At 45.0% G+C, this 26,622-nt stretch carries 26 protein-coding genes and 1 riboswitch; of the genes, 2 read left to right on the top strand and 24 right to left on the bottom strand.

Annotated features, from left to right (window positions below):
* Nucleotides 1-139: 139 nt before the first annotated feature.
* Nucleotides 140-1,402: a zinc-binding dehydrogenase gene (locus KGMB01110_RS06045; protein ID WP_119297818.1), complete on the bottom strand. Its 1,263-nt coding sequence runs from the start codon at nucleotides 1,400-1,402 to the stop codon at nucleotides 140-142.
* Nucleotides 1,403-1,609: 207 nt separating this feature from the next.
* Nucleotides 1,610-2,053 (bottom strand): PTS sugar transporter subunit IIA, encoded by a 444-nt coding sequence (locus tag KGMB01110_RS06050; RefSeq protein WP_174714247.1) that lies wholly within the window; start codon nucleotides 2,051-2,053, stop codon nucleotides 1,610-1,612.
* A 227-nt stretch (nucleotides 2,054-2,280) separates the two neighbouring features.
* Between KGMB01110_RS06050 and KGMB01110_RS06055 the strand changes: the two genes are divergently transcribed.
* Together KGMB01110_RS06055 and KGMB01110_RS06060 are read left to right on the top strand one after the other, a co-directional pair.
* Nucleotides 2,281-2,562, top strand: a complete 282-nt coding sequence (locus KGMB01110_RS06055) for a nucleotidyltransferase family protein (protein ID WP_117603160.1) — start codon at nucleotides 2,281-2,283, stop codon at nucleotides 2,560-2,562.
* On the top strand, nucleotides 2,543-2,947 hold the full coding sequence (locus KGMB01110_RS06060) for an HI0074 family nucleotidyltransferase substrate-binding subunit (protein WP_117603161.1): 405 nt from the start codon (nucleotides 2,543-2,545) through the stop codon (nucleotides 2,945-2,947). Before KGMB01110_RS06055 ends, KGMB01110_RS06060 begins: the two co-directional genes overlap by 20 nt.
* Nucleotides 2,948-3,155: 208 nt before the next feature.
* Here the strand turns inward: KGMB01110_RS06060 and KGMB01110_RS06065 are convergent, their stop codons facing one another.
* The 22 genes from KGMB01110_RS06065 to KGMB01110_RS06170 all read right to left on the bottom strand — a co-directional run bounded on the left by KGMB01110_RS06065 (nucleotide 3,156) and on the right by KGMB01110_RS06170 (nucleotide 26,554).
* The gene (locus tag KGMB01110_RS06065; RefSeq protein ID WP_119297820.1) at nucleotides 3,156-5,360 is read right to left on the bottom strand and encodes a BglG family transcription antiterminator; all 2,205 of its coding nucleotides are present in this window, start codon (nucleotides 5,358-5,360) and stop codon (nucleotides 3,156-3,158) included.
* Nucleotides 5,339-6,826: a PTS transporter subunit EIIC gene (locus KGMB01110_RS06070; RefSeq protein WP_119297821.1), complete on the bottom strand. Its 1,488-nt coding sequence runs from the start codon at nucleotides 6,824-6,826 to the stop codon at nucleotides 5,339-5,341. Before KGMB01110_RS06070 ends, KGMB01110_RS06065 begins: the two co-directional genes overlap by 22 nt.
* Before the next feature lie 10 nt (nucleotides 6,827-6,836).
* Nucleotides 6,837-7,913, bottom strand: coding sequence for a PucR family transcriptional regulator (locus KGMB01110_RS06075; RefSeq protein ID WP_119297822.1), 1,077 nt, complete (start codon nucleotides 7,911-7,913; stop codon nucleotides 6,837-6,839).
* 108 nt (nucleotides 7,914-8,021) lie between these two features.
* Nucleotides 8,022-9,479, bottom strand: coding sequence for a PTS transporter subunit IIC (locus tag KGMB01110_RS06080; protein ID WP_119297823.1), 1,458 nt, complete (start codon nucleotides 9,477-9,479; stop codon nucleotides 8,022-8,024).
* A 48-nt stretch (nucleotides 9,480-9,527) separates the two neighbouring features.
* Nucleotides 9,528-9,830: a PTS sugar transporter subunit IIB gene (locus tag KGMB01110_RS06085; RefSeq protein WP_117603166.1), complete on the bottom strand. Its 303-nt coding sequence runs from the start codon at nucleotides 9,828-9,830 to the stop codon at nucleotides 9,528-9,530.
* A 19-nt stretch (nucleotides 9,831-9,849) separates the two neighbouring features.
* Nucleotides 9,850-10,332, bottom strand: coding sequence for a PTS sugar transporter subunit IIA (locus tag KGMB01110_RS06090; RefSeq protein WP_119297824.1), 483 nt, complete (start codon nucleotides 10,330-10,332; stop codon nucleotides 9,850-9,852).
* A 14-nt stretch (nucleotides 10,333-10,346) separates the two neighbouring features.
* Nucleotides 10,347-10,625 carry an HPr family phosphocarrier protein gene (locus KGMB01110_RS06095; RefSeq protein ID WP_117603168.1) on the bottom strand — a complete coding sequence of 93 codons (279 nt, stop codon included), beginning with the start codon at nucleotides 10,623-10,625 and terminating at the stop codon, nucleotides 10,347-10,349.
* A 28-nt stretch (nucleotides 10,626-10,653) separates the two neighbouring features.
* Entirely contained in the window at nucleotides 10,654-12,366 is a 1,713-nt protein-coding gene (ptsP, locus tag KGMB01110_RS06100; protein ID WP_119297825.1) for a phosphoenolpyruvate--protein phosphotransferase, read from the bottom strand.
* Between the two features lie 26 nt (nucleotides 12,367-12,392).
* Entirely contained in the window at nucleotides 12,393-13,181 is a 789-nt protein-coding gene (locus KGMB01110_RS06105) for an HAD family hydrolase (protein WP_117603170.1), read from the bottom strand.
* Nucleotides 13,178-14,080, bottom strand: a complete 903-nt coding sequence (locus tag KGMB01110_RS06110; protein WP_119297826.1) for a PHP domain-containing protein — start codon at nucleotides 14,078-14,080, stop codon at nucleotides 13,178-13,180. Before KGMB01110_RS06110 ends, KGMB01110_RS06105 begins: the two co-directional genes overlap by 4 nt.
* Before the next feature lies 1 nt (nucleotide 14,081).
* A complete protein-coding gene (locus KGMB01110_RS06115; RefSeq protein WP_117603172.1) occupies nucleotides 14,082-15,392 on the bottom strand; it encodes a RuBisCO large subunit C-terminal-like domain-containing protein in 1,311 nt (436 codons plus the stop codon).
* Between the two features lie 64 nt (nucleotides 15,393-15,456).
* Nucleotides 15,457-16,485 (bottom strand): (Fe-S)-binding protein, encoded by a 1,029-nt coding sequence (locus KGMB01110_RS06120; RefSeq protein WP_117888835.1) that lies wholly within the window; start codon nucleotides 16,483-16,485, stop codon nucleotides 15,457-15,459.
* A gap of 14 nt (nucleotides 16,486-16,499) precedes the next feature.
* Complete coding sequence (locus KGMB01110_RS06125) at nucleotides 16,500-17,804, bottom strand: FAD-binding protein (protein WP_117603174.1); 1,305 nt, start codon at nucleotides 17,802-17,804, stop codon at nucleotides 16,500-16,502.
* Nucleotides 17,805-17,816: 12 nt separating this feature from the next.
* Nucleotides 17,817-19,448, bottom strand: a complete 1,632-nt coding sequence (locus KGMB01110_RS06130; RefSeq protein WP_117603175.1) for an FAD-dependent oxidoreductase — start codon at nucleotides 19,446-19,448, stop codon at nucleotides 17,817-17,819.
* A 383-nt stretch (nucleotides 19,449-19,831) separates the two neighbouring features.
* The gene (locus KGMB01110_RS06135) at nucleotides 19,832-20,260 is read right to left on the bottom strand and encodes a secondary thiamine-phosphate synthase enzyme YjbQ (protein ID WP_117888832.1); all 429 of its coding nucleotides are present in this window, start codon (nucleotides 20,258-20,260) and stop codon (nucleotides 19,832-19,834) included.
* Nucleotides 20,261-20,457: 197 nt separating this feature from the next.
* The gene (locus KGMB01110_RS06140; RefSeq protein ID WP_119297827.1) at nucleotides 20,458-20,844 is read right to left on the bottom strand and encodes an AAA family ATPase; all 387 of its coding nucleotides are present in this window, start codon (nucleotides 20,842-20,844) and stop codon (nucleotides 20,458-20,460) included.
* Nucleotides 20,778-21,461: a thiamine phosphate synthase gene (locus tag KGMB01110_RS06145; protein WP_243112686.1), complete on the bottom strand. Its 684-nt coding sequence runs from the start codon at nucleotides 21,459-21,461 to the stop codon at nucleotides 20,778-20,780. The genes KGMB01110_RS06140 and KGMB01110_RS06145 overlap by 67 nt, the downstream gene beginning before the upstream one ends.
* Nucleotides 21,454-22,701, bottom strand: a complete 1,248-nt coding sequence (thiH, locus tag KGMB01110_RS06150) for a 2-iminoacetate synthase ThiH (protein ID WP_119297828.1) — start codon at nucleotides 22,699-22,701, stop codon at nucleotides 21,454-21,456. The genes KGMB01110_RS06145 and thiH overlap by 8 nt, the downstream gene beginning before the upstream one ends.
* 12 nt (nucleotides 22,702-22,713) lie before the next feature.
* Entirely contained in the window at nucleotides 22,714-23,490 is a 777-nt protein-coding gene (locus KGMB01110_RS06155; RefSeq protein WP_117603179.1) for a thiazole synthase, read from the bottom strand.
* A gap of 191 nt (nucleotides 23,491-23,681) precedes the next feature.
* A complete protein-coding gene (thiF, locus tag KGMB01110_RS06160) occupies nucleotides 23,682-24,323 on the bottom strand; it encodes a sulfur carrier protein ThiS adenylyltransferase ThiF (RefSeq protein WP_117603180.1) in 642 nt (213 codons plus the stop codon).
* Between the two features lie 4 nt (nucleotides 24,324-24,327).
* Nucleotides 24,328-24,528: a sulfur carrier protein ThiS gene (thiS, locus tag KGMB01110_RS06165; protein ID WP_119297829.1), complete on the bottom strand. Its 201-nt coding sequence runs from the start codon at nucleotides 24,526-24,528 to the stop codon at nucleotides 24,328-24,330.
* A 347-nt stretch (nucleotides 24,529-24,875) separates the two neighbouring features.
* A riboswitch (TPP riboswitch) is annotated at nucleotides 24,876-24,983 on the bottom strand.
* 125 nt (nucleotides 24,984-25,108) lie between these two features.
* Nucleotides 25,109-26,554: a PTS mannitol transporter subunit IICB gene (locus KGMB01110_RS06170; protein ID WP_119297830.1), complete on the bottom strand. Its 1,446-nt coding sequence runs from the start codon at nucleotides 26,552-26,554 to the stop codon at nucleotides 25,109-25,111.
* Nucleotides 26,555-26,622 lie beyond the last annotated feature (68 nt).

The raw sequence follows: 26,622 nt of genomic DNA on the forward strand, positions 1-26,622 counted from the left end.
AGGGTTTTTATCAACACATTTTGTCCTATAAGGCAAACTTAAGCCCGGAATCATATTTTTCATGATTCCGGGCTTGTTTCTTTCTAATCTTTTGACTTCTGTTTTTTAATTCTTCCTAATGCTCCATCACAAAATCTTTTTAATACTCTACCCCAAAATGCTCAAACAGGATATTTTCCGCTTCTGCACACCAGAGGCCGCGATTCTTCTTGCAGGCTTCATCCAGTTTCTTGAATAACGGATCTGTCTTGCCCAGCTTTCCGAAGTCTTCAATGGCTGTCAGTGGCATATCAAACTGTGTATAGGTCAGTTTCTTTCCCCCCGGAATCTGTGGCAGAGTCAGGGTTGCATCGATGATACTGTTGATTCCTCCCACATGTGTCACCATAACTGCCGGTTCGATCTTTCCGGCCGCTGCCAGGGTGTTGGCCTCAATCAGGTCATCGTTGTTTCCGCCGGTAGTTCCCACGATATGTTTGCTGGTGTAATGCACATCGTACATGTTGATGTTTGCGCTGAACTGGTTATCCGTCGGTCCTGCAAAAAAGTTCATGCATCCGTCAAATGCCATCAGCTTATCGCACAGTTCTACGACCGGTTTGATCGGCAGCATTACAAAAGCATCATCAAATCCGTGTCCGTCTGTCAGTTCCATCAGTTCTTTCACCGGGTCTGCCATGGTTGCTGTATTTACGTAACACAGTTCCACACCGTTCTTTGCAGCCTGCTCTACAGAGATTACTTCTTCCGCACGTGCCAGTTTTGCGTCATCAATATCCGTTACCACGATTTTCTTCGGATGATCTTCCAACTGGATTCCGTAGGAAATCATTCCCAGTCCCATCGGTCCGCAGCCTCCTGCTACCAGTACATATCCATCTTCTTTTACCCCTGTTTTCAGGTCGTGATTTCTCTTGTTGGTATGATAATTTCCGTGATATCCACCGATACAGCAGCTCATCGGCTCACCCAGAGATGCTTCAAAGAAGCTTCCGTCATACGGCATCAGGCATCCCAGTTCCATAACTTCATGAGGAATGATGCAGTAGGTGCAGGCTCCACCGAAGAATTCATAGGAATATCCCGGAGAAGCCAGGCTTCCTTTGTAATTCAGTGCCGGCTGCTGCGCAAATTTCATGCCCGGTTTGAACTGATCTTTCCATTTTTCTCCGACTTCCACGATCACACCGGAGAACTCATGTCCGATGATGACTGGATTGGTGTCGATGTTTTTCGGAGCACGTTTGTGGTTCTTTCCCTGCTCTACTAATTTGTACGTGGACATGCAAATGCTGTCGCTCATGATTTTTACCAGGATCTCGTCGTCTTTGATCTGCGGCAATTCAAATTCTTCCAATCTCAAATCTCTTGTTCCATACATTCTTACTGCTTTTGTTTTCATAATCCTACACTCTCCTGTTCTGACTCTGTCTTTTCGTTTCTGTTTTCTATCTCTGCCAATTCTTGCAACTTCTGTTTATTCGCTTTTTGTGTTCTACTGTAGATTTGCTTTTCTGCTTCCTGATTCCTTCGTCTTTTTCGCTCATCTCAGTCTTATTGATTTCTAATTACAAGTCATTTTGGCACTTTGAATTCTTCCGGAGCAATTTTACTTTCCGCCCAGGATTTCGTATACTGTATCCACATCTCCGGTTGCCAGCTTTTCTGCTGCCGTTTCATCCATCATCTTGTCTGCGATCACCGACAGGATATCCAGATGTTCTTCTCCCACACCGGCGATTCCGATGACTACATTTACTTTATTTCCGTCCCAGTCTGTGCCTTCCGGAAATGTCAACACTGCGATTCCAGAGGATTTGATCTCTTTCTTCGCCGCTTCGACTCCATGTGGAAGTGCCAGTCCGTTTCCCATAAAAGTGGAAAATGTTTTCTCGCGCTCTACCATTCCATCTACATACGACTGTTTCACATATCCTGAATCCACCAGCATCTGCCCCACCTGACGGATCACCTGTTCCTGCGTATCCGCTTTGCAGTTCACACGGATATTTTCCCGCAGAAGCAATTCTTTTTTCTTGGATTTAAAAAACATTTGATTCACTCCTATTTCATTTCTTCACAGTTTGTTTCAGCCCGGGTTTGCTTCATTTTCTCAATTCTTTTTGTTTCTTTCTGATCTCATTATAGTCGCCGAAAACGCACATTTTCAATCAAAAGAAGATGGGATTTGGCACCATCAGATAGTGCCAGATTTTCTTGCACCCCTCTTATGTTCCGTATTATAATGTAAATACTATGAAGCAGGAGGAACTTTGAATTATGCATACCATGCCGATTTCTACACTCATCGCCCAGGTGACCGCCATTTGTAAAAGAAACGGTGTCAAGCGTTTGGATTTATTTGGTTCTTTTGCCACCGGAACCGCCACTCCTACAAGTGATATTGATTTTGTAGTATATGGATGCAACGACTTGATAAAATTAGAAAATGATCTGACTGAAATAAATACTCTCAGAAAAATAGATATTTTTGATTTTGATTCGATTCACAACGAATTTTTATTGGAGGATATAAGAAAATATGGAAAGCAAATCTATTAATCGTTATCATACTTTTTGTAAAAGTCTGGAAAATTTAAAAAAGAGTCTGACTGCCGATCCCACGGCTGATTTTGTTTTAGAGGGAACTGTACTTACGTACTGTCTGACTTTTGATATTTCCTGGAAAGTTATGAAAGATATTTTAATAAAAGAAATGGGGATTTTGGATTTTGCCACGGGCTCTCCCCGTGAAACTTTACAGCAAGCCTTCACCAACCATCTGATCGATGATGACCGCTGGATTGAAATGATGAAAGTAAGGAACCATTTAGCTCATGATTATGATGGAACATTTGCAGTAAAACAGTTCCAGAATATTATACAGGTTTATTATCCTCTGTTTGAAATATTCCGGGATCATGTGAAGAAATATTTCGAGAATTAAGTTTTGCGCAGCTCCACGAAAGAGTCATAATATACAGCGCTAAAATAATATGTGGTACTGAGATTGTACCCATGCTTTTGAAGGTTTACTTATTTCTTCCGCAAAAGGAATGCATAAGGTAAGCGTAAGCGGTTCCCATTGTAACCTTTTGCGGGAGGATAATGGTTTTCAGCAACACATTGTCCGTATTACCCTTCCCGCTCTTGCTTTACACACCCGAAACTTCCGTCACAATCTTCTGAAAATATTTTTTCAGGTTTTTCGTAATCGCCTCTCGGATTTCGTCTTCATCTTTTTGCTCTACCGTCTCCATCAATTCGTAATCTTCGATCAACATGGTGCTGATATACCCCAGGATCTCATTGTTGATCTGCAAATGCTCATCCACGGGAACCAGCATCACAAATACCGCTGAAATTCCTTTCATATAGGGATCTGTAAATCGGATATCTTCCGGTTTCATAGAATCGTTGGGTCCGTGTTTCATTTCCTCAAAGTCTGTGTTTGCACGTTTCGTTTCTTCGAACGCTTCCCTTGCACGTTCTGCGCTCGTGAATTCCGTCTTTTCACATTTTCCCGGCAGGCAGACTGCAAGGGTCGGCCTTACCACGCCTTCTGACCGGTTATGCAAGAGTGCAAAGCCAAACTCTGCGTAAACCTGAGTTGCGATTTCTTCCCGCCGCATAATATCCGCATAGATTTTTTCCTGGCGATCCTGGTAAGGGGAACATCGTTTTGCAATCTGTTCTACCAACTGTTGGAATCCGATTGCACTGTCTTCTTCATAAATATCCAGATGCTCAATTACGGTTCGAATCTGGACTGCAATCTGATGGATCCTTGTCAGTTCATCGGAAAAAGTTTCTTCTTCCTTCTTCGCCGGCATCCGCTCATACTGATAGACCATCCGCCGAATCCGTTCCATATCCGTTTCATTTAAAAGCGGACTCACATCGATCACCGGAATTTCTGATTTTTCCATTGGAATACTGGTGATAAAGAAATCGGTATTACTCACGATATATGGGGTAATATCATTTTTCCCATAGGTTGAGATCCGCACCCGATCCCCGAACTGCTTCTCCAGCTTTGAAGACATCAGGCGTGAAATACCGATTCCACTGGAACACACCACGCCGATCTCCACTCTTCGGATCTGTTCTTTCTGTCCTTCCAGCCGCACCAGTGCTGCGCCGAAATGCACCGTCAGAAATCCGATTTCTTCTTCCGGAACCGGACAGTTCAACTTTTCACCTAATACATTTCCCACCCGGACACATTTTTCAAAAAGATCCGGGTATTCTTTCTTTATATCATCCAACACCGGATTCTGAATCTGCATGTTATGTTTTAACCGCACAAAAGTGGGCTGCAGATGCGCCAGAAGTCCCTGCAGGAACTCATCATCCTGTTTCAGAAGATACCCGGCTTTTTCATCAAATGCATCAATCATCTGATTCAACAATTGCTGAACCTCCCGGTTTTCCAGATCCAGAACTTCGGTTCCTTCCAGTGCCACCTTTTCATGCTTGGAGCCTTTGATATGCAGACAAATGTATGAGATTTCCACATCCGGGATCTGAATTTCAAATTCCTCTTCCAGTTCTTCTACGATCTCTTCTGCCAGCCGATAATCCTCATCCTTCGACAGTTCTTCCTGCCATTTCGCATTTGACTCAATCACTTCGCCTTTCAGGATTCGATTGATCGCAATGGAGATATGAATGACCAACCCCACATAAGAGTTTTCCGTCAGCGTCAAAACTTTGGTATGGTTCATCCCCCGCAGACACTCCATGACCCTGCACATAATCTCATCATTTAATATCTTTCCGATCCCACTCTTTTTCAGGGCATCTTCCCTGTCATATTCATAGGCCTCCCGGACCGCTTTTGTATCAATATTTTCCTGGATAAATGCCCGCAGTGCTTTCCGGTAATTTTCTTCCTCTCCCAGAATTACCACACCGCTTCCCGGCTTTTTCCCCACATGCAGATCAAATTTCTCCAGCCATTTTCCGACCACATCCAGATCTGTCCGGATCGTCGCTTCGCTGACCTGGAACTGACTGCTGTAATAAAACAGTTTTTTCAGTCCCTTTTCTTTCAGGATTTCCAGGATCAGACGCTTCCTTCGTTCTTCCCGGTCTCCGCCATCATACCCATCTGCATCAGAAAGTTCCCGTTTCAACCGTTCCTTTTCTTCTTCGCTTCCCTCCAACCAGACTCCCACACCGGTCTTGGAATGAAAGGTCAGATCATATCCTTTTAAGGACTGTTTTGCATATTCCAGTTCCCGCTGTACGGTTCGTTTACTTTTTCCGATCTGTTCTGCCACTTCCTGCACCGAAACCGGTTCCTTTTGATTCAGAAGTACCAGAAAAATCTGTCTCATTCTTGCTCCGATTTCCATGGACTCCCTCCGTTTCTTCTCTGGATTTTCTCAAGCAGCGGACGATACAGTTCCGTCTGCATCAGGTTTTCCACCGTATAAATTTCCCGACTATCCAATTCTTTTGGCAACAAAGGTCTGTAATCTTTCTGACACACGATAATCTGTGCGGTATCCGGCACCAGATCTGCCGCATAAGCTTCCACCGTCACATCTGTGATCTGCTCCTGTCGCAAAAGCCGCCGGAAAACAGCCGCTCCCATGGCGGAAGATCCCATGCCGCCATTGCAGACTACCGCAATTTTTTTATATTCCGCTCCCGAATCTGCCAAGTTGCTTGCGCCACCAACAAGATTCCGTCCGTTCTCTTTGTCTTGTTCTGTATTATCACATTCAAAGTTCCATGTAGGCTCTTTCGCTTTTTCCCCTTCTTCTCCCGACTTCTCACCCTCATCGTCACTGGCACTTCCCATTTTCCGACTCCTCAGCACCAGCAAGCCACCATAAAAAGACACCACCGCCGAAACGAAGATCCCCGCCAAAACCGGAACCAGGGAAGCTCGCCCGGACATCAGAAACAAGGTCACAATACTTCCCGGGGATACCACGCCTTGTACGCCGGCTCCCAACAGGGAAAAACAAACAGTTCCTGAAACACCGCCCAGAATCAACGGCAACAACAGCCGGAAATTCGACCATACATAGGGAAAATAAACTTCATGGATTCCGCCGGCCACCTCTGTCACGATGGCTGCTGCCAGTTCCTGCTTTTTCCGTTCTTCTTTCAGTTTCCAGTAAAGTGCCAACAATACCCCTAGTCCTGGTCCCGGATTTGCCTCCAGCAGAAACAGGATCGAACTTCCGGTTTCCTGTACCTGCTGTATCCCAAGGGGAACCAGAATGACATAATTGGTGACATTATTTAAGAAAAAGACCTTCGCCGGTTCGATCAGAAAGCTCAACAGCCAGGTCATTTTCTGCTGCACCAGAAAATCCACGCCGCGGTACAACCCTCCTGCCAGTACATTCAGCACCGGCACAATCGCCCACATCCCAAGGGCTGCAAGCAAGGCTCCCAGAATTCCCAGGCACAAATTTTTCACCAGCATCTGAATCCCCGGATTCACCGACTGCCGGATCTTTTTATCCACAAGTTTCCACAGGATTCCCGCTGCCGGCCCTGCAATCATCGCAGCAAAAATTCCGGCATCTGTATCTTTCATCAACATGCCACCTACTGCCAGAACCGCCAGAATTCCTCCTGACACATTGCCCTCTTTTCCACAGATCAGCCGTCCCCCCTCAAACGCCATCAAAGTCGGAAGCATCCAGCGATAGACAAATTGAGAAAGGGCATACATATTTTCATTTGGGAACCATCCCCGCTCGTGGAAGAGCACGGACAGAAGTCCCACGAAAATAAATATGCCTACATTGTTCATGATGATCCTTGTATAAAAATTGCCGATCCTGCGCAGCTTTTTCATAGGTTGCCTCTTATTCTTTATATTTTACATGCTTATGGATGACCATCGCCAGTTTAAATACGATCGCCTGATCAAAATTTCTCACGTCCAGTCCTGTAAATTTCCTCACCTTTTCGATTCGGTACATCAACGTATTTCTATGGATAAACAACTGTCTGGCCGTCTCCGATACATTCAGATTGTTGTCAAAAAAGCATTGAATCGTATCCAAAGTTTCCGACTCCATCGTCTCGAAGCTTCCCTTTATAAATACTTCTTTTAAATAACGCTCACATAGTGGAAGCGGCAATTGATAAATCAGCCGGTTGATTCCCAGATGAGCATAATTAATTACACTGGACTTTTCTTCAAACAGATACAATAACGCCAAAGCATAGATACATTGTTTATAAGATTCTGGAAGCTGCCGGATATCTGTCACGATCTCTCCGATTCCGACTGCCGGTTTTTCTCCATACAGTTCTTCTGCTGTCTGTTGGAAATAATTTCCCATCTCATCCAGTTCTTCCCGTGTCGTATTGGATCGCACCTCGGCAATCACCAGAACATCGGTTTCTGTCATGGAAAACACCTCATATTTTGCCGGTTTCTCCATATCCTGGATTAAGGAATTCCAGTCCCAGTCTGATTCTGTCTTCCGGAATCTTAACAGGAACACCGTCCGTGGTTTCAGAAGAGGAATCTTCAACATATTTGCACGCACATGTACATCTTCCGGAAGTATATTCTCTAAAAACAGATTTTTGTAGAACAGATGACGGTTATATTTTTCTTCAAAATATGCCTTCATTCCGGTAAAACACACTGCAAGAATCGTCACATAATCTTCTGCGACCTGATCCGTTCCTTCCACAAATACTGCAAATTTCATTAAATGATTCTGATAAAACACTCTGTATGTATTCTCAGCCACGATAAAGCTTTCGTTTTCTTCTACTTTATAATCTATTAAATTAAACGAGTTTTTCAGCCCGATCCATTCCTGATTGCTGCATGAAACAATCTCCTTGCTGTCTATCACTCCAAAGGTTCTCGGGATACTTTCCTGCAACTGATATACATATCCCTGAAAGAATCTGTCTGCCATTTTTCACACCACCTTATCAGTGCCATTATTATAACATTTTGCCTTAGATGAAACAAGCAGAAGTCCCTCTCAGAACTCCTGCCATGTTTCCTTAAAATAACTCTATTATTACTCGATATATCCTCTTTCCTGAAGATATTCTTCGCTGGCACCTGCTGCCATCCACCATTTCTTTTTATTCTTTCTGAAAGAAATGTAGATCAGTCCGTAAACAGCCAGAACCAGAATGATTCCAACCACTCTCATCATACCTTCTGCGGAAAATGCTTTGTATACCAGATACAGTACCGGATTGGTTCCTACGGTCCAGGATGCAATTCCCAATCCCTGTGAGAATGCATTTGCCACAGATTCCATCTGATTGGAAACACCTGCAGATTCTGCTGCTTTTGTAAAAGCTGCACACACATCCGAATTCAGGATATTCGCAATGTTAAACCAGACTGTACCGGAAATAATGGTCAGAAGAATATCTCCTCTGAATACACAGATCAGACCGGCTGTCATGAATGCCATTGCCGGAATATCTGCCAGCATCAGGATCTTATTTCCAGGCATAATAATAGAAGTAAAGAATACGATCGGGATCAGGATCAGGGCAGCTGCCATATTGTCTCCGTTTCCGAAGAATACAGCCGGATCCATTGCTACGTGGAAGAATTTACGATTGGATTTTCCCTCTCTTGCTCTTGCCTGCATGGACTGGCTAAGCGGAATCAGACCTTTTACAAACAGACCGGAAACAGATGGATAAATGACCATAACGCCGGCAATCGTAATTGCAGTCGAAATAATTCCTGCCCAAGTTGCAACTTCACCCAGTCCCTGTGTGGAACCAAGCAATGTGATCAGAAGTCCGACTATAAGTCCGATGGAAAGTGGTTCTCCCCAGAACCCGAATCTTTCCTGAAGGCTTTCTGCGCTGACCGGTTTGGTCTTAATTTTCAGTTTCACTACGATCCAGCGAACGATCATGGCAAACGGTGCACCACCCTGAGGTACACTGGTAAGTGTCAGGTTGTCATATCCGTTAAATTCCTGCAAAGACGGAGCAATAATATCTGCGATCAGAAGTACTACCAGGTTGCAGACAACGGCTGCTGCCACGCCAAGTGCAAAACTTCCGGTTGTGAACTGTACGATAACTGCCCAGAATACGAACTGATAATAGTTCCAGATATCTGTAGGCTGGAAGGTATCTACCAGGTTCAGAGCAAATAACAACAGGTTTAAGCCAAGTCCCAATACCAGATAGATATATCCTAATGTATTGGAATATACTACAACGGATGCCCCCTGCCATCCGATGTCAATATACGGAAGGGAAATTCCCACATTACTTGCCATTGCGGTAACATATGGCGTAATCGCTGACATCAGGATTCCCAGTACTGCATTAAACAGCGTCAGTCCGACAGCCATGTAGATTGCTCCCTGGAACGATTTCTTTACACCGACACGCATGCACATACTGATGATAAAAATAACGATTGGTACGATGATAGTACTGCCGAAAATACCCATCACGCTGTTAAACGCATTACCTAATGATAATAAAGCCTGCATAAACTGTTACCTCCTTTTCTCATTTCCTCTCTTTGATTGTTTTTGTTGTTACTCTTCCATAATTCTTCTGATTTCTTTTAAAAGTTCTTCTGTAAATTCTTCAGCCCCAACTCCTGTAAATAACGGAAGTCCCAGCATCACCGGAGCTCCTGCCTTATTCGTAGCATTGGTCTTTCCTGTCACAACAATCAGATCATATCCTTCCAGATTTGCAACTTCCGTGATCTTGTGTGGTGTGATCGAGAACTGAATTTTTTCTTTCTTTAAAATGTCTTTGATCTTATCTGTTACGACTGTCGTTGTAAAGATACCTCCACCACATGCAACTGCCATCTTAATCTTGCTTTTCATACGCTCTCTCCTCTCTGAACTATGCTTCCGTTACCAGATACTCATCCAGCAATGCCTTCATCTGTTCCATGACTTTTTCTGCCTCTTTCGTTTCCATCATCTGATGCAGTTCTTCCTCACTCTGGAAAATCGTACTGAATTTTCTGAGAACCGCTGTCTGATAACTGGGATCTGTGATTCCGAATAAAAAAACCAGTCTTGTTTCGATGACTTCGTCCGGATCCCCCATGCATCGAAATGACACCGGTTCATCCAGAACCGCCATTGAGAAAAAGGATCGTAAGCATCCGTCATGAATATGCGGGATTGCAAGCGGCACCATGGTTGGAAGTCCTGTGGGATATTCTTTTTCCCGTTCCAGAATCGCCTGCACAAACACCGGTTCAATACAACCATTGTCCATTGCCTTGTCACACAGCAGACGAATCACGGACTCTGCATCCTCTGCCTGTACCCCGGTCAGTATCATCGTAGGATTTGTATATAATCCAACTGTCTCCATATGCATTTCCCCCTTTACTCTTCGCCGAATTTGCTTTGAACCAATGCAACCAATTCTTCTACTGCTTCCTTTTCATCCTCTCCTTCTGCACTGATTTCAGCCGTTACTCCCTGAGCAAGGCCCTGTGTGATCAGCATGATGATTGATTTTGCATTTGCCTTACAGCTTCCCTCTTCGTCCATATTCTGGATATAGACTTTGCTTTTAAATTTCTTTGCCAGCGCTGTAAAATCCGATGCCGGACGGGCATGAAGTCCTGTTTTGTTTTCTATTACGACCTGTTTTGCATACATGGCAATTTCTCTCCTTTACTTCTTCGCATTACTGCGGTAATTCTGAGTTCATATAGCTTTCCACCTGCACTGCAGTAGACAGTTCCAACACAGTCCGTGCCATTCTCTCTGCTTTCCGGATATTGAGCTGATGGATCATTTTCTTCACCGGTGCCACGGACGAAGCGTTCATACTGAATTTCCGGATTCCCAGACCCGCAAGCAAGGCAACCGCCTGAGGATTTCCACCCATTTCTCCGCATACGCTGACCGGTTTTCCCTGACTGGTAAAAGCTTCTGCAATCTGTTTAATTAGACGAAACATTGCCGGATGAAAACTCTGATAATACTTGGCAACACTCGGATTCAACCGATCCACTGCCATCAGGTACTGGCACAGATCATTGGTTCCGATACTGGCAAAATCCACTTCCGAAGCTGCCACATCTGCCATCAGTGCAATCGATGGAATCTCCACCATGATTCCCACTTTGATGTTCTTATCATAAGGAACCTCTTCCTGATCCAGCTCCTGCTTCACTTCTTCTACGATCTGCTTTGCAAACCGGATGTCTCCGATACTTCCCACCATCGGGAACATGATCCAGATATTTCCATAGACACCGGCTCTTAAAATGGCCCGAAGCTGTGTCTTAAAGATCGGCTTCATCTCAAAACAAAGGCGAAGTGCCCGAAGTCCCAGGAATGGATTGTCTTCCTGCGGAAGTTCCAGATAGTCCAGTTTCTTATCGCCGCCGATATCTAACGTACGGATGACCACCGGTCTTTCTCCGTAGACTTCCGCAATTTTTTTGTATACCTCGAACTGTTCTTCCTCCGTAGGCAACTGTTTTTTGCTCATATACAGGAATTCTGTCCGGAACAGTCCTACTCCATCGGTATATTCCTCTAACTCCAGTTCACTTTTTTCTGCGGAACCCACATTTAAGCAAACCTCAATTTTGGTTCCATCTACAGTCTCAGGTCGAATCGGAAGATATTGTTTCATATCACTGATTTTTTTCAGATACTCATCCCGCATGACCTGATACTGTTTTTCCTGATCCACTGTCAGATTCGTAATTACTTTTCCCGCTTTTGCATCCACAGCAATCCGCTGTCCGTTTTCTGTATGTTCCAGAATATCCGGTACTCCAAGAACTGCGGGGATTCCGTAATTTCTTGCCAAGATTGCCATATGGGAGGTATAGCCTCCCACTTCCGTTACAATGGCCTGTACATACTCCCGTTTCATTGCCGCTGTATCGGAAGGTAACAGATCATGAGCAACCAGGATGACTTCATCTGGCAGATTTTCCAGGGAGTTTTCTTCCACTCCTAAAAGCAGGCGAATGATTCTCTGACTTACGTCTTTCAGATCTGCTGCTCTTTCCCGGATTAAATCATCCTTCGCTTTGGAAAGGATCTCGATATAACGTCCGTAAACTTCTGTTACCGCGCACTCCGGTGCCAGCAGATTTTCCCGAATCTCATCTTCAATTTCCAGATTCATTTCTTCGTCCTGGACAATGTCAATGTGTGCCTGAAAGATTTTTCGCTGTTCTTCCGCCAGATCTGCATTTTCCATCAGACTTATCAGTTCGGCCTCCGCCCTTTCCAGAATACTCTGATACTTTTCAATTTCCTGCTCTGCCTGCATCTCTTCGATCTGTCGTTCGTTGATCTCCAGCTTCACAGGTTTGTAATGAAACACTTTTCCGATCGCAGCTCCATCCGAAACTGCGGTTCCTTCGTAAATCATCTCACCACCACTTTCTGGTTTTCTTTTTACATATATCTTCGAATTGCTTCTGCAACTCCACTTTCGTTATTAGATAAAGTCACTGCATCCGCAACCGCCTTAACACCTGGCATTGCGCTTCCCATCGCCACTCCGAATCCGGCATACTGTAACATCCCTTTATCATTTTCTCCGTCTCCGATGGCCAGAATGTTTTCTCTTGGGATCTGATAATGCCCCGCCAGCCATTTCAACGCCTTCCCCTTGTCGCTTCCTCCGATTTCCAGTGAAAAATCATAGGCAAGTTCTGCCAAGAGTTGTCCCCGAAACTGCTCCATCATCCAATTTTGGATCTGTAAAATCCGTTTCGGTTCATCTAAAACTAAAATTTTTCCAAGAGGGATCTGTGCATAGGTCTGTTCAATATCCTCTGTATAAATGACTTTCTGGTTCATACATCGTTCAAAAATTTCAAGATATCGATCCTGAAGATCTCCATAGACGTTATCCTTTTGATAGATCAACGGATGATATCCGTTCTTTACGCAATACTCCAGAATTTTTCTGCAATTTTCCACGGAAATCATTTCTTCATGCAGAATATTTTCACCGGTATAATCTGTAATCTGACTTCCATTCTGTGTGATCACTGCATTCCTGATTCCCAGTTGTTCGATAAAATCCTTTAACGCCCAATAACCTCTTCCGGAACAAAGCACGACTTTTCCGCCCTTTTCCAGCACCATCTGAAGGGCTGCTTTATTTTCCTCCAAAAGGCGATGCTCCTCGTCTAATAATGTACCGTCTACATCGATTGCTACTAACTGATACTTCATTTCTTTTCCTCGATCATCTGCGTTAAGGTCTGAAACATTTCCATATCTGCTGCTTCGATCTTTCCCATTTCATGTCCCGGTTTCTTCTTGAGATCATGATAGTCCGAGCCCGCCGTAGCAAATAAGTGATGCTGCTTCGCCAGATCCTCAAAATAGAGTGTCTGTTCTTCCGAATGATACGGGGTGTAGACTTCCACGCCTCTCAGACCACATTCCAGCATCCGACCGATCTTCCATTCATCCTCTGTTGTAAACCATTCTCCCGGATGCGCCAATACGGGAATTCCTCCTGCTTCACTGATCATCTGAATTCCCGAATAAATATCCACAATATACTCCGGCACATAACATTTCTGTCCTGCCACTAAATAATCCCGGATAAAACGAATATATGGCTTGTCCGATTTTGCTCCTCCCGGTCGGTAAATTTCAAGCTTTGGATTGCCTGCATTTCTCGGATCCATAAGAATTGCATTTGCAAAATTTGTAATGACCGGTGAGTGAGGTGCTGCCAATTTGTACACCATTTCCATATCCACTGCAAACCCTTCTGCTTCCAGATTTTTCTGAATCTGCGGAAGGATCTCAATTCTGGAGGTCTGAATTTTATCGACGGTATCCGACATCCATGTTTCTGCCTTTGTGTCGATTCCATATCCCAGAATATGTACCATCCTGTTTTCGTCAATACAGGACAGTTCCAGTGCGGGAAGGGATAAAATCCCTGTCCGCTCTGATTCCTTTTTCGCTTCCTCCCAGGCTTCACAGGTGTCATGGTCACAGATTACAATCGCTTCCATTCCATATGATTCTGCCTGTTGAAACAATTCCGGTACCGAAAACGTCCCGTCACTGGAATATCCACTGTGGATATGCAAATCCACGCTTTTTCTTTTCATCTTATTTCTTTAAGTCAAACAGATCCTGATGTACGCCGATTCCCCACAGATCCAGTGCAACTTTCAGAGACTCACAGTCTTTTGCTGCTTCCTCCAGCGGAATTCCCTCTGCGGTTGCATCTGCTGCTTTGATCAGACTTTCTACTCCGGCTGCTGCTCCCATCGGATGTGCATGCATTGCTGCACCTGCGGAAATGGAGAAGTCCAGTCCGAGATCTTCTGCCACATCCGGAATCAGTCCCTGATATACTCCGGCTGCCGGTCCTGGGAATGTACGTTTCATACCTCTGAAATCTGTGGTCAGTGCCTGTGCGATTCGGATATAACGTTCTCTCTGGATATCAACCTTTCCATATGCACACGGATAGATTACGATATCTGCGCCACTCATTCTCATGAATTTTCCAAGTACCAGATGACTGGAAATTCCTGAATAGTGAGATTCATACATAGCTCCTGCAAAGGCCGGATGTGCCAGGATCGGAAGATCGATCTCGTCATTTTCCGCGATCATCTGCATGGACGGCCAGCCCACACTCAAGGTATTGATCATCAATCCAGGAATACCCATTTCCTTACACATTTTCGCTTTATCCAGCATTCTGTCCGGACGGTCTGTAATGTTCGGAGAATAGATCACGTGTTTTCCGGTTCTCTCATAAACATCTTTCAAAATATCTGCCGCGATCTTTACACGATCTTTTACGGTACAGTAATCGGTATCGCTGAACAGCTCATCGTCTTTGATCCAGTCGATTCCTGCCATTGCCAGTTCGCGGATCAGTTTTCCTGCATTTTCCGGAGTTGCTCCGGTACAAGGTTTGATCATGCTGACGATAAACGGTCTTTTCTTTACGCCTGTGATTTCACGAAGTCCCTCGATACCAAATCTCGGTCCCTTGAATCCGTCTGTAAATACTTTCGGGAAATCAATGTCAATCAATTTTAATTTTCCTGCCATGGAAATATTTCCGATTACGGAAGTCAGAACCTGCGGAAGGTTTGCTCCCATGTTTTCAAATGGGAATGCAATCTGGAACACTGCCATTCTTTCTTTTCCTTCCATTTCCGGCATTCCGAATTCATAGCATGGAATCTCATGAACTGCGATAACTTTTCCACCGTGACGTCTGCGGACTTCCGGAGTCTCCAACGGCACCGGTGCCCAGGTTCCTGTTGTCTGCTCGATTGCCATAGAACCTACTTTTGTCAGAAGATCGGATGTATATCCCTCGCAAAAATATGTACAGATAATGTATTTCTCTTTGTCAATGGACTCCGGCATCTTAAAAATATTCTGATCATATTTCATTTTGATTTCCTCCTCTTTCTATTCTTTTTCTACCTGATTTCAATTGGTTTCTTTTCCAGAAGTTTTATCTGGAAATATAGTCAAGCAGCGTAAGGACTGTTTCTCTTTCTGCACAGTTTAATCCGGCTGCCTCACATGCACACGGTGTCACGATCACATCATGGCTTTCTTCCATTAAATCTGTCATTCTTCTTCCTGCGATTGCCATCAGATTTTCCGGTTCATAAAGTCCCAGACCTCCGGCCATTCCCGAATCTGTCACATCGTATCCGCTTCGCTTCGGAAGAAGAAGTTCCGCTGATTTCAACAGCTCTTTATAATCCACTTTACGCATCGGATATAATCTCTCGATCACGCCGCTTTCGTGCAGAACAACCTTTTCCGCTTTTCCATCGATCGCGCCTTTTGTTTCCAGAATAAATGCATCGATAAACTGAATCTTTTCCTTCAGTTCCGGGAACTGGACCAACAGAGTATCCAGTACGTAACTGTCATCTGTCACAATCGTTTCATACGCTGCCAGATCTGCTTCCATCTTTTTGGCGATCGCATTGGCTGCATCTGTCTGACCCAGTTGAAGCAACAGATATCCACAGTCTTTATATTCATTGGTTGCATAGGCTTTCTTTCCGCAGGAATCTGCCAGTTTCAGGAACTGATCTGCCGTTTTCTTCGCATCTGCTGCCGCCGGGCTGATCAGGAAAAGGATCTCCCCGTCTTTCATTCCATCGGAATAAGCTTTGTACTGGCCAAATGCGCTTTCTTCATTTTTGATGCGATCGGTGAGTGCCCAGTATTTTTCCGGAAGCTGTTCTCCCGCGATCACTTCACTTCTTACATAGCGCATCACCTCTGCCACCGGTGTATCATCGATGCTTCTGGTGTCTGCCTCATAGTTTTCTGTTGCCATAAAGGCTTCTTTTGCAACATACTGCATGTCAAATCGGGTTCCCATTGCAGTAAATACAACGCCCATTCCACTGGAAGTATCTACTCCGAGCACTCTGCTGACTGGTGCGAAATCGGCAATGATATCACTGGTCAGACAGTTGGTTGTCCGATAATATATTTTTGAAAAATCCTGTGTTGCCATATCCTTTCGCCTCCTTATACTGCTGCTGCATGTTTTCCTGCCAGATATGCAGACGCTGCTGCAATTCCAGCTCCGCTTCTTTCATTTGCAAAATTGTGTCCGGCCAGCACATCTCCGCAGGCGAACAGACGTCCCTTCCAGGTTTCTTCTTTCACCGAAAGATCTTCATTGACCTCCACACCAAGCTGCATAAACTGCTGACCTTTCGGAGCAATGGCATCCCGTGTCAACTGATCGGTGGTAAGCGTTCCAAGATTCTGATCCAACAGTTCAATCCACACTTCTGTTTTTCTCGCCTTGATTCCGCCTCCGATATATCCGCCCGTTGCCAGAACTGCTGCCGCAGCTTCGATTTCTACGCCTTCTCCCGGATGAAGCTGATCCGTCAGTCCAACCACACAATCTGCTTTCACTTTCTGATCAACCGCTTCAATCTTCGCCACTTTCGATCCTTTCAGCATCTGAATACCTTTGACCTCCAGTGCCCGATAGATCGCACGTGTGAAACGATAACCAACGACCGAATTGCCAAGCGCCTGTACTTCCGCGATTTTGCATCCGCACACTTCTTTTAACTCCGCTACAATGCTCTGAGTCTTCAGATATCCCAATACCGGCGGGAACAAAATGGTGTCAAATGCATATCGGTTGTTCATACAGAAGGTTTTGATCAGCGTCAGAAGTTCTTCTTTTCCTTCTGTTGTATCCAGATAGTCTGCCAGTTCTCCGTCACTGATCTTTCTCCGATCTCCCCAGCCTGTCAGATGAATCTCTGTGGAAAAGTAGGTTGCCTTTCCTCCCAGCTTTTCCTGATACTTCTGATAAGACATGGCTGCCGCTTTTGCGTTAAATGTTACATTTCCTTTGATTCCTACTACCAGGATCCGTGCTTCCTTTCCCGGTTCCACGATTCCGTCTGCCATCGCCTCCGGTACATACGCATTGACTGCAAATGTTCCAAGCATATTCGGAACCCAGACATTTTTTCCATCAAAGCCTTTCATCGGATAGCCACCGGCTTCTGCCAGATCCACCAGCGTCTTTACACCGGATTCCAGGCTGTCTTTGCATTTTCCGTATACATGATCCGGAGCTTCTTTCAGAACTGCCTCGATGCCTTCCTGATAGTCTTCACAGATCTCCGGTTTTTCTCCCGGGATCACTCCCAATATATCAATGGCTCCCCCCGATATTTCACTGCTTCCACCGTTTGGAAATACCATTGTCACTTTCTTTCCTGCTTCCATGGCCGATGCAGCCGCAACACATGCAGCGGTTCCTCCGCCGATAACAAGCACGTCACTTTTTATTCCGCTCATGATCAGCCCTCCTTATCCAATATTTAATACGTCGTAGCTTCCCATTCCGATATACATTTCCTGCATTAACTCTGACAATGGTAACTGATCACCGTATTGAGCCGCAAAGTAAATACCTTTCCAACGTTCCTGTACATAACCAAGTACACACTTTTCAGCTTCTGCCGGAGTCATGCCCAGATCTTCCTGTGCAATTCCACCAGCTTTATAGATAGAGAATGTTCCCTGTTCCTGCCCCATTCCGATACGGGTCCGGCGACGGAGATCTCTGAAATTCTCTACATTTTCTTCTTTAAAGGAATAGCAGACCTCTGATCCGATCATCTGAACTGCATCATCGATCACATAAGCATGTTCCGGATATTCTTCCAGGATCTTCTTTGCAAACACTCCGTATCTTGCCGTAAACTTATGGGCTGCATAACGGGAAATATGATAGGTTTCATGAATTTCCTGTGCTTCCTTTTCTGCTTCTTCTTTGGTCGTTGCGCCGTAGATAAATTCTTTATCTGTGGTACACGGAAGAACTTTTCCTACCAGTTTCTCACATGCAAGGTTGACTGCTTCCTCTGCCATCAGTCTTGCGGTTGCATATTTTCCACCGGTAATGGTGATGATTCCTGCGACCCCTTCCATTTCCTCATGATCCAGAAGGAACATGCCACGGCTGATGTTTCGGCCGGTTTCTTTTCCTGTGGTGTAAAGAGGTCTGACACCGGTACACAGTCTCAACATTCTTGCTTCCCGAAGTTCCGGAATGATGTCTGCCACAGAATCTTCCATGATCTTGATCTCGTCCATTCCCGGATCTGCATCATCCGGATCATCCACATCTACAGAAGATGTTCCGAGAAGTGCGGTATTCTGGAATCCCTGACTTACCAGTCCGTCTCCATCGGCCGGGGTACGTAAGATACCGATCAATGTCTTTGTCGGCCGCATACTGTATACTCCGGTTGAGCCTTTGTTTGGTTTCATCGGAATTGCAAATCCTGCCATCTCTGTAATCTGTGAACACCACGGTCCTGCTGCATTGATGATCAGTTTGGCATAAACTTCGTAAATGTTATTTTCTGTTTTATCCAGTACCCGAAGACCTACCACACGATTTCCTTCCATCAGTGCTCCGATCACCTCGTGATGGGTTCGGATCTCTGCCCCCTTGATTTTCGCATCGTATGCCTGTGCGATACACAGACGGAATGGATCAAATCCGGTGTCGATCGTTCGAAGTGCAAATCGAATATCCTTCGTCAGAAGTGGTTCTTCTTTCGTTGCTTCTTCTACCGAAATGATTTCATAAGGAAGACCGATCTCATCTGCACCTTTCATCCACTTCTGTGCAAATTCCATCTGCTCATCGGTTTTTGCTACCCAGATTGCATCTGTCGGGTCTACAACCTGTGGTACGATCTTTCGATAGATCTGATTTTCCTGCAAACATTCTCTTGCAGTCTGTACATCTGAAACCACATATCTTGCTCCGCCATGTAATGCGGAATGACAACCTCCTGAAGTTCCGGCTGCCAGGTCGTCTCTTTCCAGCAAAAGAGAATTCGGGAAACCACGAAGCACTAGGTCTCGGATAACACCCGTTCCAGTGGTTCCACCGCCAATTACAACCACATCAAAATTTTCTCGCATAACTCTGCCTCGCTTCCTGTTTTTCTTTTCATCCGGCTGAAAGTGTTTCCATCATATCATCGTTATTTTGCATAATCAAATCCAGTTTTTTCTTATTTTTTTATTGTTTTTGTACACATCTTGTACAAGGTGCATTTTACCCCCCCCCCCCAATTTTTAGGCACTTTGTACACTTTCCAAATATTTTTCATTCCTTTTTCGTTTTTTTGCCTGCAAACTGCATAAATTTAACTCCCTTTTTTCTACATCATTTTTTCAGGTAATCTTCCAACGCAAAAAGACCACCTGCCTGAGATTGGTATGGTCATCCTGCATATTGAAACAGAAAAGCAAAAAAATTTGCCAGCAGATAAATTTCTGCTGGCAAATACTGTTTATTTTTTTCAATATTCTCCGATAATCTTCACACAGATTTTCTTCTTTCTCATTCCAGTAAAATCTACATAAAAGACCTGCTCCCAGTTGCCCAAATCCAACTTTCCATTTGTCACGGAGATCATCTCACTTCTCCCTAAAATATCTGCTTTCAAATGTGCCGGTGCATCTTTCTCGCTCTTATTATGCCTGTAATACGGTACTTTGAATTCCGGAACAATACCGTCTAGATATTCCAAAGTATCCTGTATCAGACCTTCTTCATCATCATTAATAAAAACAGATGCCGTGGTAGAAAATGCTGATACCAGAACAATCCCTTCTTTGACTTTGCTCTCTTTCAGCACCATTTCCACATGGCTTGTTATATTTTTTATGGTCTCTGGTTCCTCAAACTGAAACGATAAATACTTTTGTACGGAAATCAATGATCCCATGTCCTTTCTTCTGCTCTTTTCACTCGATCTATTATGATTTTACATGATTCCACTACACTACGCAAGGGATGTTTTTACGCACACAGTGCCCCAGACAGAACAAGCAGAATCCTCCCGGTGAGGATTCTGCTTGTTTCTATCTTTCTCTCAGATATCTCTTCAGCAAGAATGCGCAGAAATACGGAAATGTATATACGTTATCTGCCATTCCTGCATTTGCATCTGCCAGTTTTATACCCCACACTGTTGCTATGAATCTTTTTATAATTCAATCCCAGCAAAGACCCGCTGCAAATCACATCATATCTGCCGTCCATCTGAAACGCTTTCAACGCAGTCGCGATGTCCGGGAACTCCTGTAACTCATCAAAAAAGATCAACGTCTTTCCTTCGACAAACTTTTTATTCGGATCAATCAGCGAAATATTTTTTACAATACTGTCTACCTCATATCCATCACTTACGATCGTCTTGTATTTCTGCTCCAATACAAATTGTGGGATGATAATGGCTATTTTTATACCTGCATCATCCCGGACATAATACAGCCTCCGACTGCCTTTGCCTCCCTGATTTCCTGCCATTGCTCCGGGTCAAATTTGATCCCGCCGATGGCAAAGACCGGAAGTTCCACGCTTTCACAGACTTGTCGCAAGAACTCAAGTCCACGGGGTGCCAGCCCTTTTTTACAGTCCGTCGTATAAATGTGGCCGGCAGTCAGATAGGTGGCGCCCAGACTCTGAGCCTCCACCGCTTCTTCGACCGCATGGATCGAGGTTCCGATCACCCGGAACTTTTTTTTTGCTTCCGGATCCAGCCCCCTCAGCAAATGCAGTGGCAGATGGATCTGGTTGCATCCCAGTTCCAGCGCCTCTTTCCAGAAACTGTGCAAAATGCAGGGAACCTGATATTCCCCGCAAATTTCCAGCACCTGTTCTGCCAGTTCTTTATATTCCTGCGGACTCAGATCTTTCTCTCTCAGAACCAGCGCGTCCGGCCGAAGCTTGCAGACGCGTTCAATCTGTTCTAAGAACGGGCGCTCGCACAGGCTTCGATTTGAAATGGCAAGCACCGGGTGAAATGCGGTGTACTTTACATACTCTTCACTTTTTTTACCACTCGCTCCGTCTGGCACAACTTTTACATTTTGTGTGGGTGTGCCTGTCAGCACACTCTCACCTACGCTTTCCATTTTACACATAAATATAATCACTCATGACCGGTTGCAGATGATTTGACAGCAACGCCTCGTACACTTCATCCACGGAACGTCCGTCTGAAATCTCGAACTGGTCATCTCCCTTATCCTCAATATCTTCCACATGGCTTCCGATTCCCGTGCTGACTCCCGCCGAAATCTTTGTAGCAGCAATCTGTACCAGATGATCCCGCACTCTTTCGCACTCTCTGGTAGATACCGTAATGCTCGCATACGGCATGAACAACCGGTACGCACAGACTACCTGCAACAACTGCGGCTCGTGAACATCCATGGGATTGATCCGGTCGTTGTTGATGATCGGACGCAGTCTCGGACAGGAAAATGCGATCTCTGCGTGAGGATATTTTCTCTGCAATAAATAAGCATGATATCCCGTTGCAAAGGCATCCTTCCGAAAATCATCCAATCCCAGCAGTGCTCCGAAGCCGACTCCGCGCATGCCGCCCATCAACGCCCGCTCCTGAGCGCTGACGCGATAAGGGAAGATCCGCTTATGACCTGCCAGATGCAGGGTCTCGTATTTATCCGAATTGTAGGTTTCCTGGAACACCGTCACATAATCTGCGCCACACTGATGTAAATACGTGTATTCATCAGAATTCACCGGATAGATCTCCAGCCCGATCACTTTGAAATATTTCCGTGCGATCTTGCAGGCTTCTCCGATATATTCCACTGTGGATTTGCTGCGGCTCTCTCCGGTCAGGATCAGGATTTCCTGCAGCCCGGTCTCTGCGATCGCCTGCATTTCCTTCTCGATTTCCTCCGCATTTAACTGGGCTCTGTTGATCTTATTATGGCAGTTGAATCCACAGTAAATGCAGTAATTCTCACAATAATTTGCAATATAGATCGGTGTAAACATATAGACACTGTTTCCGAAATGTTTTCGCGTTTCCATTTGTGCAGCCTGTGCCATTTCTTCCAGGAACGGCAGAGCAGCCGGTGACAGCAGTGCCTGAAAATCTTCCGGTGTCCGCACGTCATGAGCCAGAGCTCGTTTTACATCTGCCGCCGTGTAACGATCGTAGTCAAATTTTTTCATTTCAGAAACGACCTGATCCATCACATCCGACGGAATCTCTTCCATACCCGGAAGATAGGTCATGTGATCAATCCGGTTTTTCTTCTGATCTTCCAGAATCTCTTCACTCAAAATACTTTCATTGATATGTGCATCGGCACTGACATCTTTTGCTCTTTTTGTTACATCTGTCATGTTCTGTGCCTCCTAATCCTGAAGAAATCCTGTCAGTGGAGAGGATGCAGATGCGCCCCGTTCCATGGTTCTGCCAAGTCCGGATAAGTAAGCACTTCTTCCTGCTTCGATGGCTTTCTTAAAGGCCTCTGCCATAACAGCTACATCTCCGGCTGTCGCGATCGCCGTGTTTGCCATGACGGCTGCCGCACCCATTTCCATCGCTTCACAGGCCTGAGACGGACGTCCGATTCCCGCATCCACTACGATCGGCAGATCAATCTCATCCACCAGAATCTGGATAAAATCTTTGGTACACAGACCTTTATTGGAACCGATCGGTGCACCCAGCGGCATAATACAGGCTGCTCCTGCATTTGCCAGATCCCTTGCCACGTTCAGATCCGGATACATATACGGCATGACCACAAATCCCTCTTTCGCCAGGATTTCCGTCGCTTTAATAGTTTCGTAATTATCCGGCAGTAAATATTTGGAATCATGAACCACTTCAATCTTTACGAAATCTCCACATCCCAGCTCTCTGGATAACCTTGCAATCCGTACAGCCTCTTCCGCATTTCTTGCACCGGATGTGTTTGGCAGTAAGGTTACATTTTCCGGAATGTAATCCAGAATATTTGCCAGTCCGCCCTCATTGGCACGGCGAAGTGCCAGAGTGATGATCTGTGCATCTGCTTTTTCAATACACGCTTTCACAAGATCCAGTGAAAATTTTCCGGATCCCAAAATAAATCTGGAGGTAAATTCATGTCCTCCCAATACCAGTTTGTCGTCTTTTTTTCCCATCGTCGTTTCCTCTCTTGTCTTATTCTGTTATTTTTCTTGCTTTCGCTGTCTTCTTTGCACTTTCGGCGTCTTCGCTGTGGTTTTCCGCTCTCGTTACAGCTTTCTCCGACTTCGTTGTGCTTTCGCCGTCTCTACATTTTCTGTTGCTCATTTTTCATGTGCTTTCTGAACTTCACCTTGAGCGACCTTTCCTAGATTTCTTCTTCTCCGAGAAGCAGACGGGTAATCATATTTGCCTCATGCGCCGCGCAGATCGCAACGCGCGGTGCCATCAGACCTTTTCCGTAAGACGGCTCAGACACCCTGTCGCCACACAGATAAAAGTTCTTCGTCATCCGTCTGGTTACGATTGTGTTACTGCTGCCAAATCCTGCCATTCCTGTGGCTGACACCAGCTTCTTTTCCGGAAATTTTTCCAGAATCTCATTGACCAGCATGGCCTTTGCCTCCGGATTATCGAAGGCTTCACAGACAATATCCGCATCCTGAAACAAATCCGCTGCATTTTCCTCTGTCACTCTCACGCAATCCGTCTGAATATCCAGATAGGGATTGATTTTTCTCAACAGCGCTTCCAAGGCATCCGTTTTGTACTTTCCGATATCTTCCATAAAATACTGCTGGCGGTTCAAATTCGTAATGTCCACCCGATCAAAATCCACCAGGTGCAAATGTCCGACTCCGATCCGTGTCAACGCATATGCTACATTCGAACCCAGACCGCCAAGACCTGCAATGGCCACTTTTCCTCTGGAAAGCATGTCCTGAACCTCCGGAGAATGGCGTTCATTAAGCGCTGCCTGAATCTCTTCTTTTGTCAATCTGCTGCCCATTTTATCAGCCTCCTCCTACAAATGTTACAACTTCCATGCTGTCACCATCTTTTAACATGGTCTCTGAATATTGATATTTCGGAAGAATATCCCCGTTTAATTCCACCGCGATCCGCTTCATCTGATATCCGCTTGCCAGCAGATAGCTTTCTACGCTTTTTGCCTCTTCCATCTGAATCTCATTTCCATTGACTGTTATTCTCATGTGTTTCTCCTTTCCCGGATCTCTGTTACTCAAGTTATCATGTCATCTACATTCCACTTCGGTTGGGACTCCGCAAACATCGATTGTCATGAATAAAAAAGAGTTCACAAAGTAATACACCCGTGGTGGTGCACCCCTTCATGAACTCCTGTTCACTCTCAACTTCATCCGTATTCCTTTTTCATTCCGTAAATATCCCCAATCGGTCAAATCCACAGGATTTAAGACTTTTGCCCGTTGCCAGAAAAAATCATCGGAAGTGTTTTCAGACACATACCGGGATTGTATACTGTCTCTAAACAACGAACGAAAAAACGGAAGATACGCCAAGGTATCTTCCGCAATCTTCATACAGTTATGATCCGTTCCTACGTTGGCATTATCCAAATCAGGTATAAGGGTCGAAATTCTGAATTTCCTCTCAGCCTGTTACACAAGCTCCCCTGTTCTATTTACTGTTATCAGTATAAGAAGAGTTTTCAAAAATGTCAATCCATTCTTGCGTTTTTTCAAAATATTTCCGAATCTTCTTTTCTGTTTTTATATGGATTCCGCGGATTGCTGTGCATTTTCACAGCTTCTACTGAGCTGCCCGTCTTTTCAAATCCTCCACTAAAATCTCATATTCCGGTGCTGCAAGGAAATTGGTGATCAGCACCAGTTCTGCATTGGGATTACTGTGCGCAGCGCGTTCGCCAAGTTCCTGATGCGTTACAACGATCTGAACATCTTTCGGTATGGAAGATACCGGTGTATGAATGACTTCTATTCCCTGTAATCCCGCCGCAGCCAGCTTCTTTTTCAGGACTGTGGCTCCCATGGCAGAGGAACCCATTCCTGCATCACAGGCAAACGCGATTTTTCTTATTTTTTCTGCTTTTCCATTTTCTTCAACGTATTTTCCGGCTGTTTCTTCTAATCCATCTTCTTTCACATCAGCTTTTGCAACGCCACTGTCCATTCCTTTGGACGCTTGTTTCATGGCATCTTTTTTCTGCTGCGCTTCTTCGAGGGATGTATCTTTTCCCATAAATTTCAGAATCGGAAGGCTGATCAGGAGAGAAACTGCGGCAGATACAACGACTCCCACAACCAATCCCAGATAACTGTGCCGTTCCGCCATCATCAAAATCGCCAGAATACTTCCTGGTGAAGCCGGTGCCGTCAGACCTACTCCAAACAAATTAAACAGGAAAATTCCGCTTGCTCCTCCTGCGATCGTCGATAAGATCAGCAACGGATTCATTAAAATATATGGAAAATAAATTTCATGGATTCCACCGAAGAAATGGATAATCACTGCCCCAGGTGCAGAACTCTTTGCGCTTCCTTTTCCCGCAATACAATATGCCAGAAGGACGCCAAGTCCCGGTCCCGGATTCGCTTCCAGCAGGAAGAAAATAGATTTTCCGACTTCCTCTACCTGCTGAATTCCCATCGGTGATAAAATTCCATGGTTGATGGCATTATTCAGGAACAGAACCTTTGCCGGTTCAATAAATACGCTGGTCAATGGCAGCAGTCTGTGATCCACGAAGAATCCCACGCCGGCTCTCATCGCTTCATTTAATCCGTTTACCAGCGGTGTAATTCCCTTCATCGCCAGAAGTGCCAGAATTGCACCGATAATTCCCAGTGAAAAATTATTGACCAGCATTTCAAATCCCGCCGGTGTATGTCCCTCGATCGCCTGATCGAATTTCTTTAAAATCCAGGCTGAAAGCGGTCCCACGATCATTGCCCCGATAAACATCGGAATATCGCTTCCGACAATCACACCCATGGTCGCAATCGCACCGATCACTCCGCCTCGTTTTCCGGCTACCACTTCCCCGCCTGTATATGCGATCAAAAGTGGAAGCAACATCGACGACATCGGTGTTACCAGTTTTGCAAATGTTTCATTCGGGAACCATCCGGTTTCAATGAACAGTGCCGTAATGAGTCCCCACGCGATAAACGCGCCAATGTTTGGCATTACCATTCCGCTTAAAAAACGTCCAAATACCTGTACTTTTTCTTTCATTGATTTCACACCTCATTTTACCCATCGTTTGCAGAGGTATGATTGGCCAATCAATCTCTTTCCTTGTT

Origin of the sequence: Mediterraneibacter butyricigenes, from assembly GCF_003574295.1 — a bacterium.
GTDB classification, from domain to species: Bacteria; Bacillota; Clostridia; order Lachnospirales; family Lachnospiraceae; genus Mediterraneibacter_A; species Mediterraneibacter_A butyricigenes.

Excerpts from the sequence above, each read along its gene's own strand:
- thiS (WP_119297829.1), bottom strand. The coding sequence starts at position 24,528 with ATGAGAATAACAGTCAATGGAAATGAGATTCAGATGGAAGAGGCAAAA.
- KGMB01110_RS06170 (WP_119297830.1), bottom strand. The coding sequence starts at position 26,554 with ATGAAAGAAAAAGTACAGGTATTTGGACGTTTTTTAAGCGGAATGGTA.
- KGMB01110_RS06060 (WP_117603161.1), top strand. The coding sequence starts at position 2,543 with ATGGAAAGCAAATCTATTAATCGTTATCATACTTTTTGTAAAAGTCTG.
- KGMB01110_RS06080 (WP_119297823.1), bottom strand. The coding sequence starts at position 9,479 with ATGCAGGCTTTATTATCATTAGGTAATGCGTTTAACAGCGTGATGGGT.
- KGMB01110_RS06130 (WP_117603175.1), bottom strand. The coding sequence starts at position 19,448 with ATGCGAGAAAATTTTGATGTGGTTGTAATTGGCGGTGGAACCACTGGA.
- KGMB01110_RS06125 (WP_117603174.1), bottom strand. The coding sequence starts at position 17,804 with ATGAGCGGAATAAAAAGTGACGTGCTTGTTATCGGCGGAGGAACCGCT.
- KGMB01110_RS06075 (WP_119297822.1), bottom strand. The coding sequence starts at position 7,913 with ATGGCAGACAGATTCTTTCAGGGATATGTATATCAGTTGCAGGAAAGT.
- KGMB01110_RS06140 (WP_119297827.1), bottom strand. The coding sequence starts at position 20,844 with ATGGCAGGAAATCAGGGAGGCAAAGGCAGTCGGAGGCTGTATTATGTC.
- KGMB01110_RS06120 (WP_117888835.1), bottom strand. The coding sequence starts at position 16,485 with ATGGCAACACAGGATTTTTCAAAAATATATTATCGGACAACCAACTGT.
- KGMB01110_RS06135 (WP_117888832.1), bottom strand. The coding sequence starts at position 20,260 with ATGGGATCATTGATTTCCGTACAAAAGTATTTATCGTTTCAGTTTGAG.
- ptsP (WP_119297825.1), bottom strand. The coding sequence starts at position 12,366 with ATGATTTACGAAGGAACCGCAGTTTCGGATGGAGCTGCGATCGGAAAA.
- KGMB01110_RS06055 (WP_117603160.1), top strand. The coding sequence starts at position 2,281 with ATGCATACCATGCCGATTTCTACACTCATCGCCCAGGTGACCGCCATT.
- KGMB01110_RS06105 (WP_117603170.1), bottom strand. The coding sequence starts at position 13,181 with ATGAAGTATCAGTTAGTAGCAATCGATGTAGACGGTACATTATTAGAC.
- KGMB01110_RS06095 (WP_117603168.1), bottom strand. The coding sequence starts at position 10,625 with ATGTATGCAAAACAGGTCGTAATAGAAAACAAAACAGGACTTCATGCC.
- KGMB01110_RS06045 (WP_119297818.1), bottom strand. The coding sequence starts at position 1,402 with ATGAAAACAAAAGCAGTAAGAATGTATGGAACAAGAGATTTGAGATTG.
- KGMB01110_RS06145 (WP_243112686.1), bottom strand. The coding sequence starts at position 21,461 with ATGTGTAAAATGGAAAGCGTAGGTGAGAGTGTGCTGACAGGCACACCC.
- KGMB01110_RS06065 (WP_119297820.1), bottom strand. The coding sequence starts at position 5,360 with ATGGAAATCGGAGCAAGAATGAGACAGATTTTTCTGGTACTTCTGAAT.
- KGMB01110_RS06110 (WP_119297826.1), bottom strand. The coding sequence starts at position 14,080 with ATGAAAAGAAAAAGCGTGGATTTGCATATCCACAGTGGATATTCCAGT.
- thiH (WP_119297828.1), bottom strand. The coding sequence starts at position 22,701 with ATGACAGATGTAACAAAAAGAGCAAAAGATGTCAGTGCCGATGCACAT.
- KGMB01110_RS06090 (WP_119297824.1), bottom strand. The coding sequence starts at position 10,332 with ATGGAGACAGTTGGATTATATACAAATCCTACGATGATACTGACCGGG.
- KGMB01110_RS06050 (WP_174714247.1), bottom strand. The coding sequence starts at position 2,053 with ATGTTTTTTAAATCCAAGAAAAAAGAATTGCTTCTGCGGGAAAATATC.
- KGMB01110_RS06115 (WP_117603172.1), bottom strand. The coding sequence starts at position 15,392 with ATGAAATATGATCAGAATATTTTTAAGATGCCGGAGTCCATTGACAAA.
- KGMB01110_RS06085 (WP_117603166.1), bottom strand. The coding sequence starts at position 9,830 with ATGAAAAGCAAGATTAAGATGGCAGTTGCATGTGGTGGAGGTATCTTT.
- KGMB01110_RS06070 (WP_119297821.1), bottom strand. The coding sequence starts at position 6,826 with ATGAAAAAGCTGCGCAGGATCGGCAATTTTTATACAAGGATCATCATG.
- thiF (WP_117603180.1), bottom strand. The coding sequence starts at position 24,323 with ATGGGCAGCAGATTGACAAAAGAAGAGATTCAGGCAGCGCTTAATGAA.
- KGMB01110_RS06155 (WP_117603179.1), bottom strand. The coding sequence starts at position 23,490 with ATGGGAAAAAAAGACGACAAACTGGTATTGGGAGGACATGAATTTACC.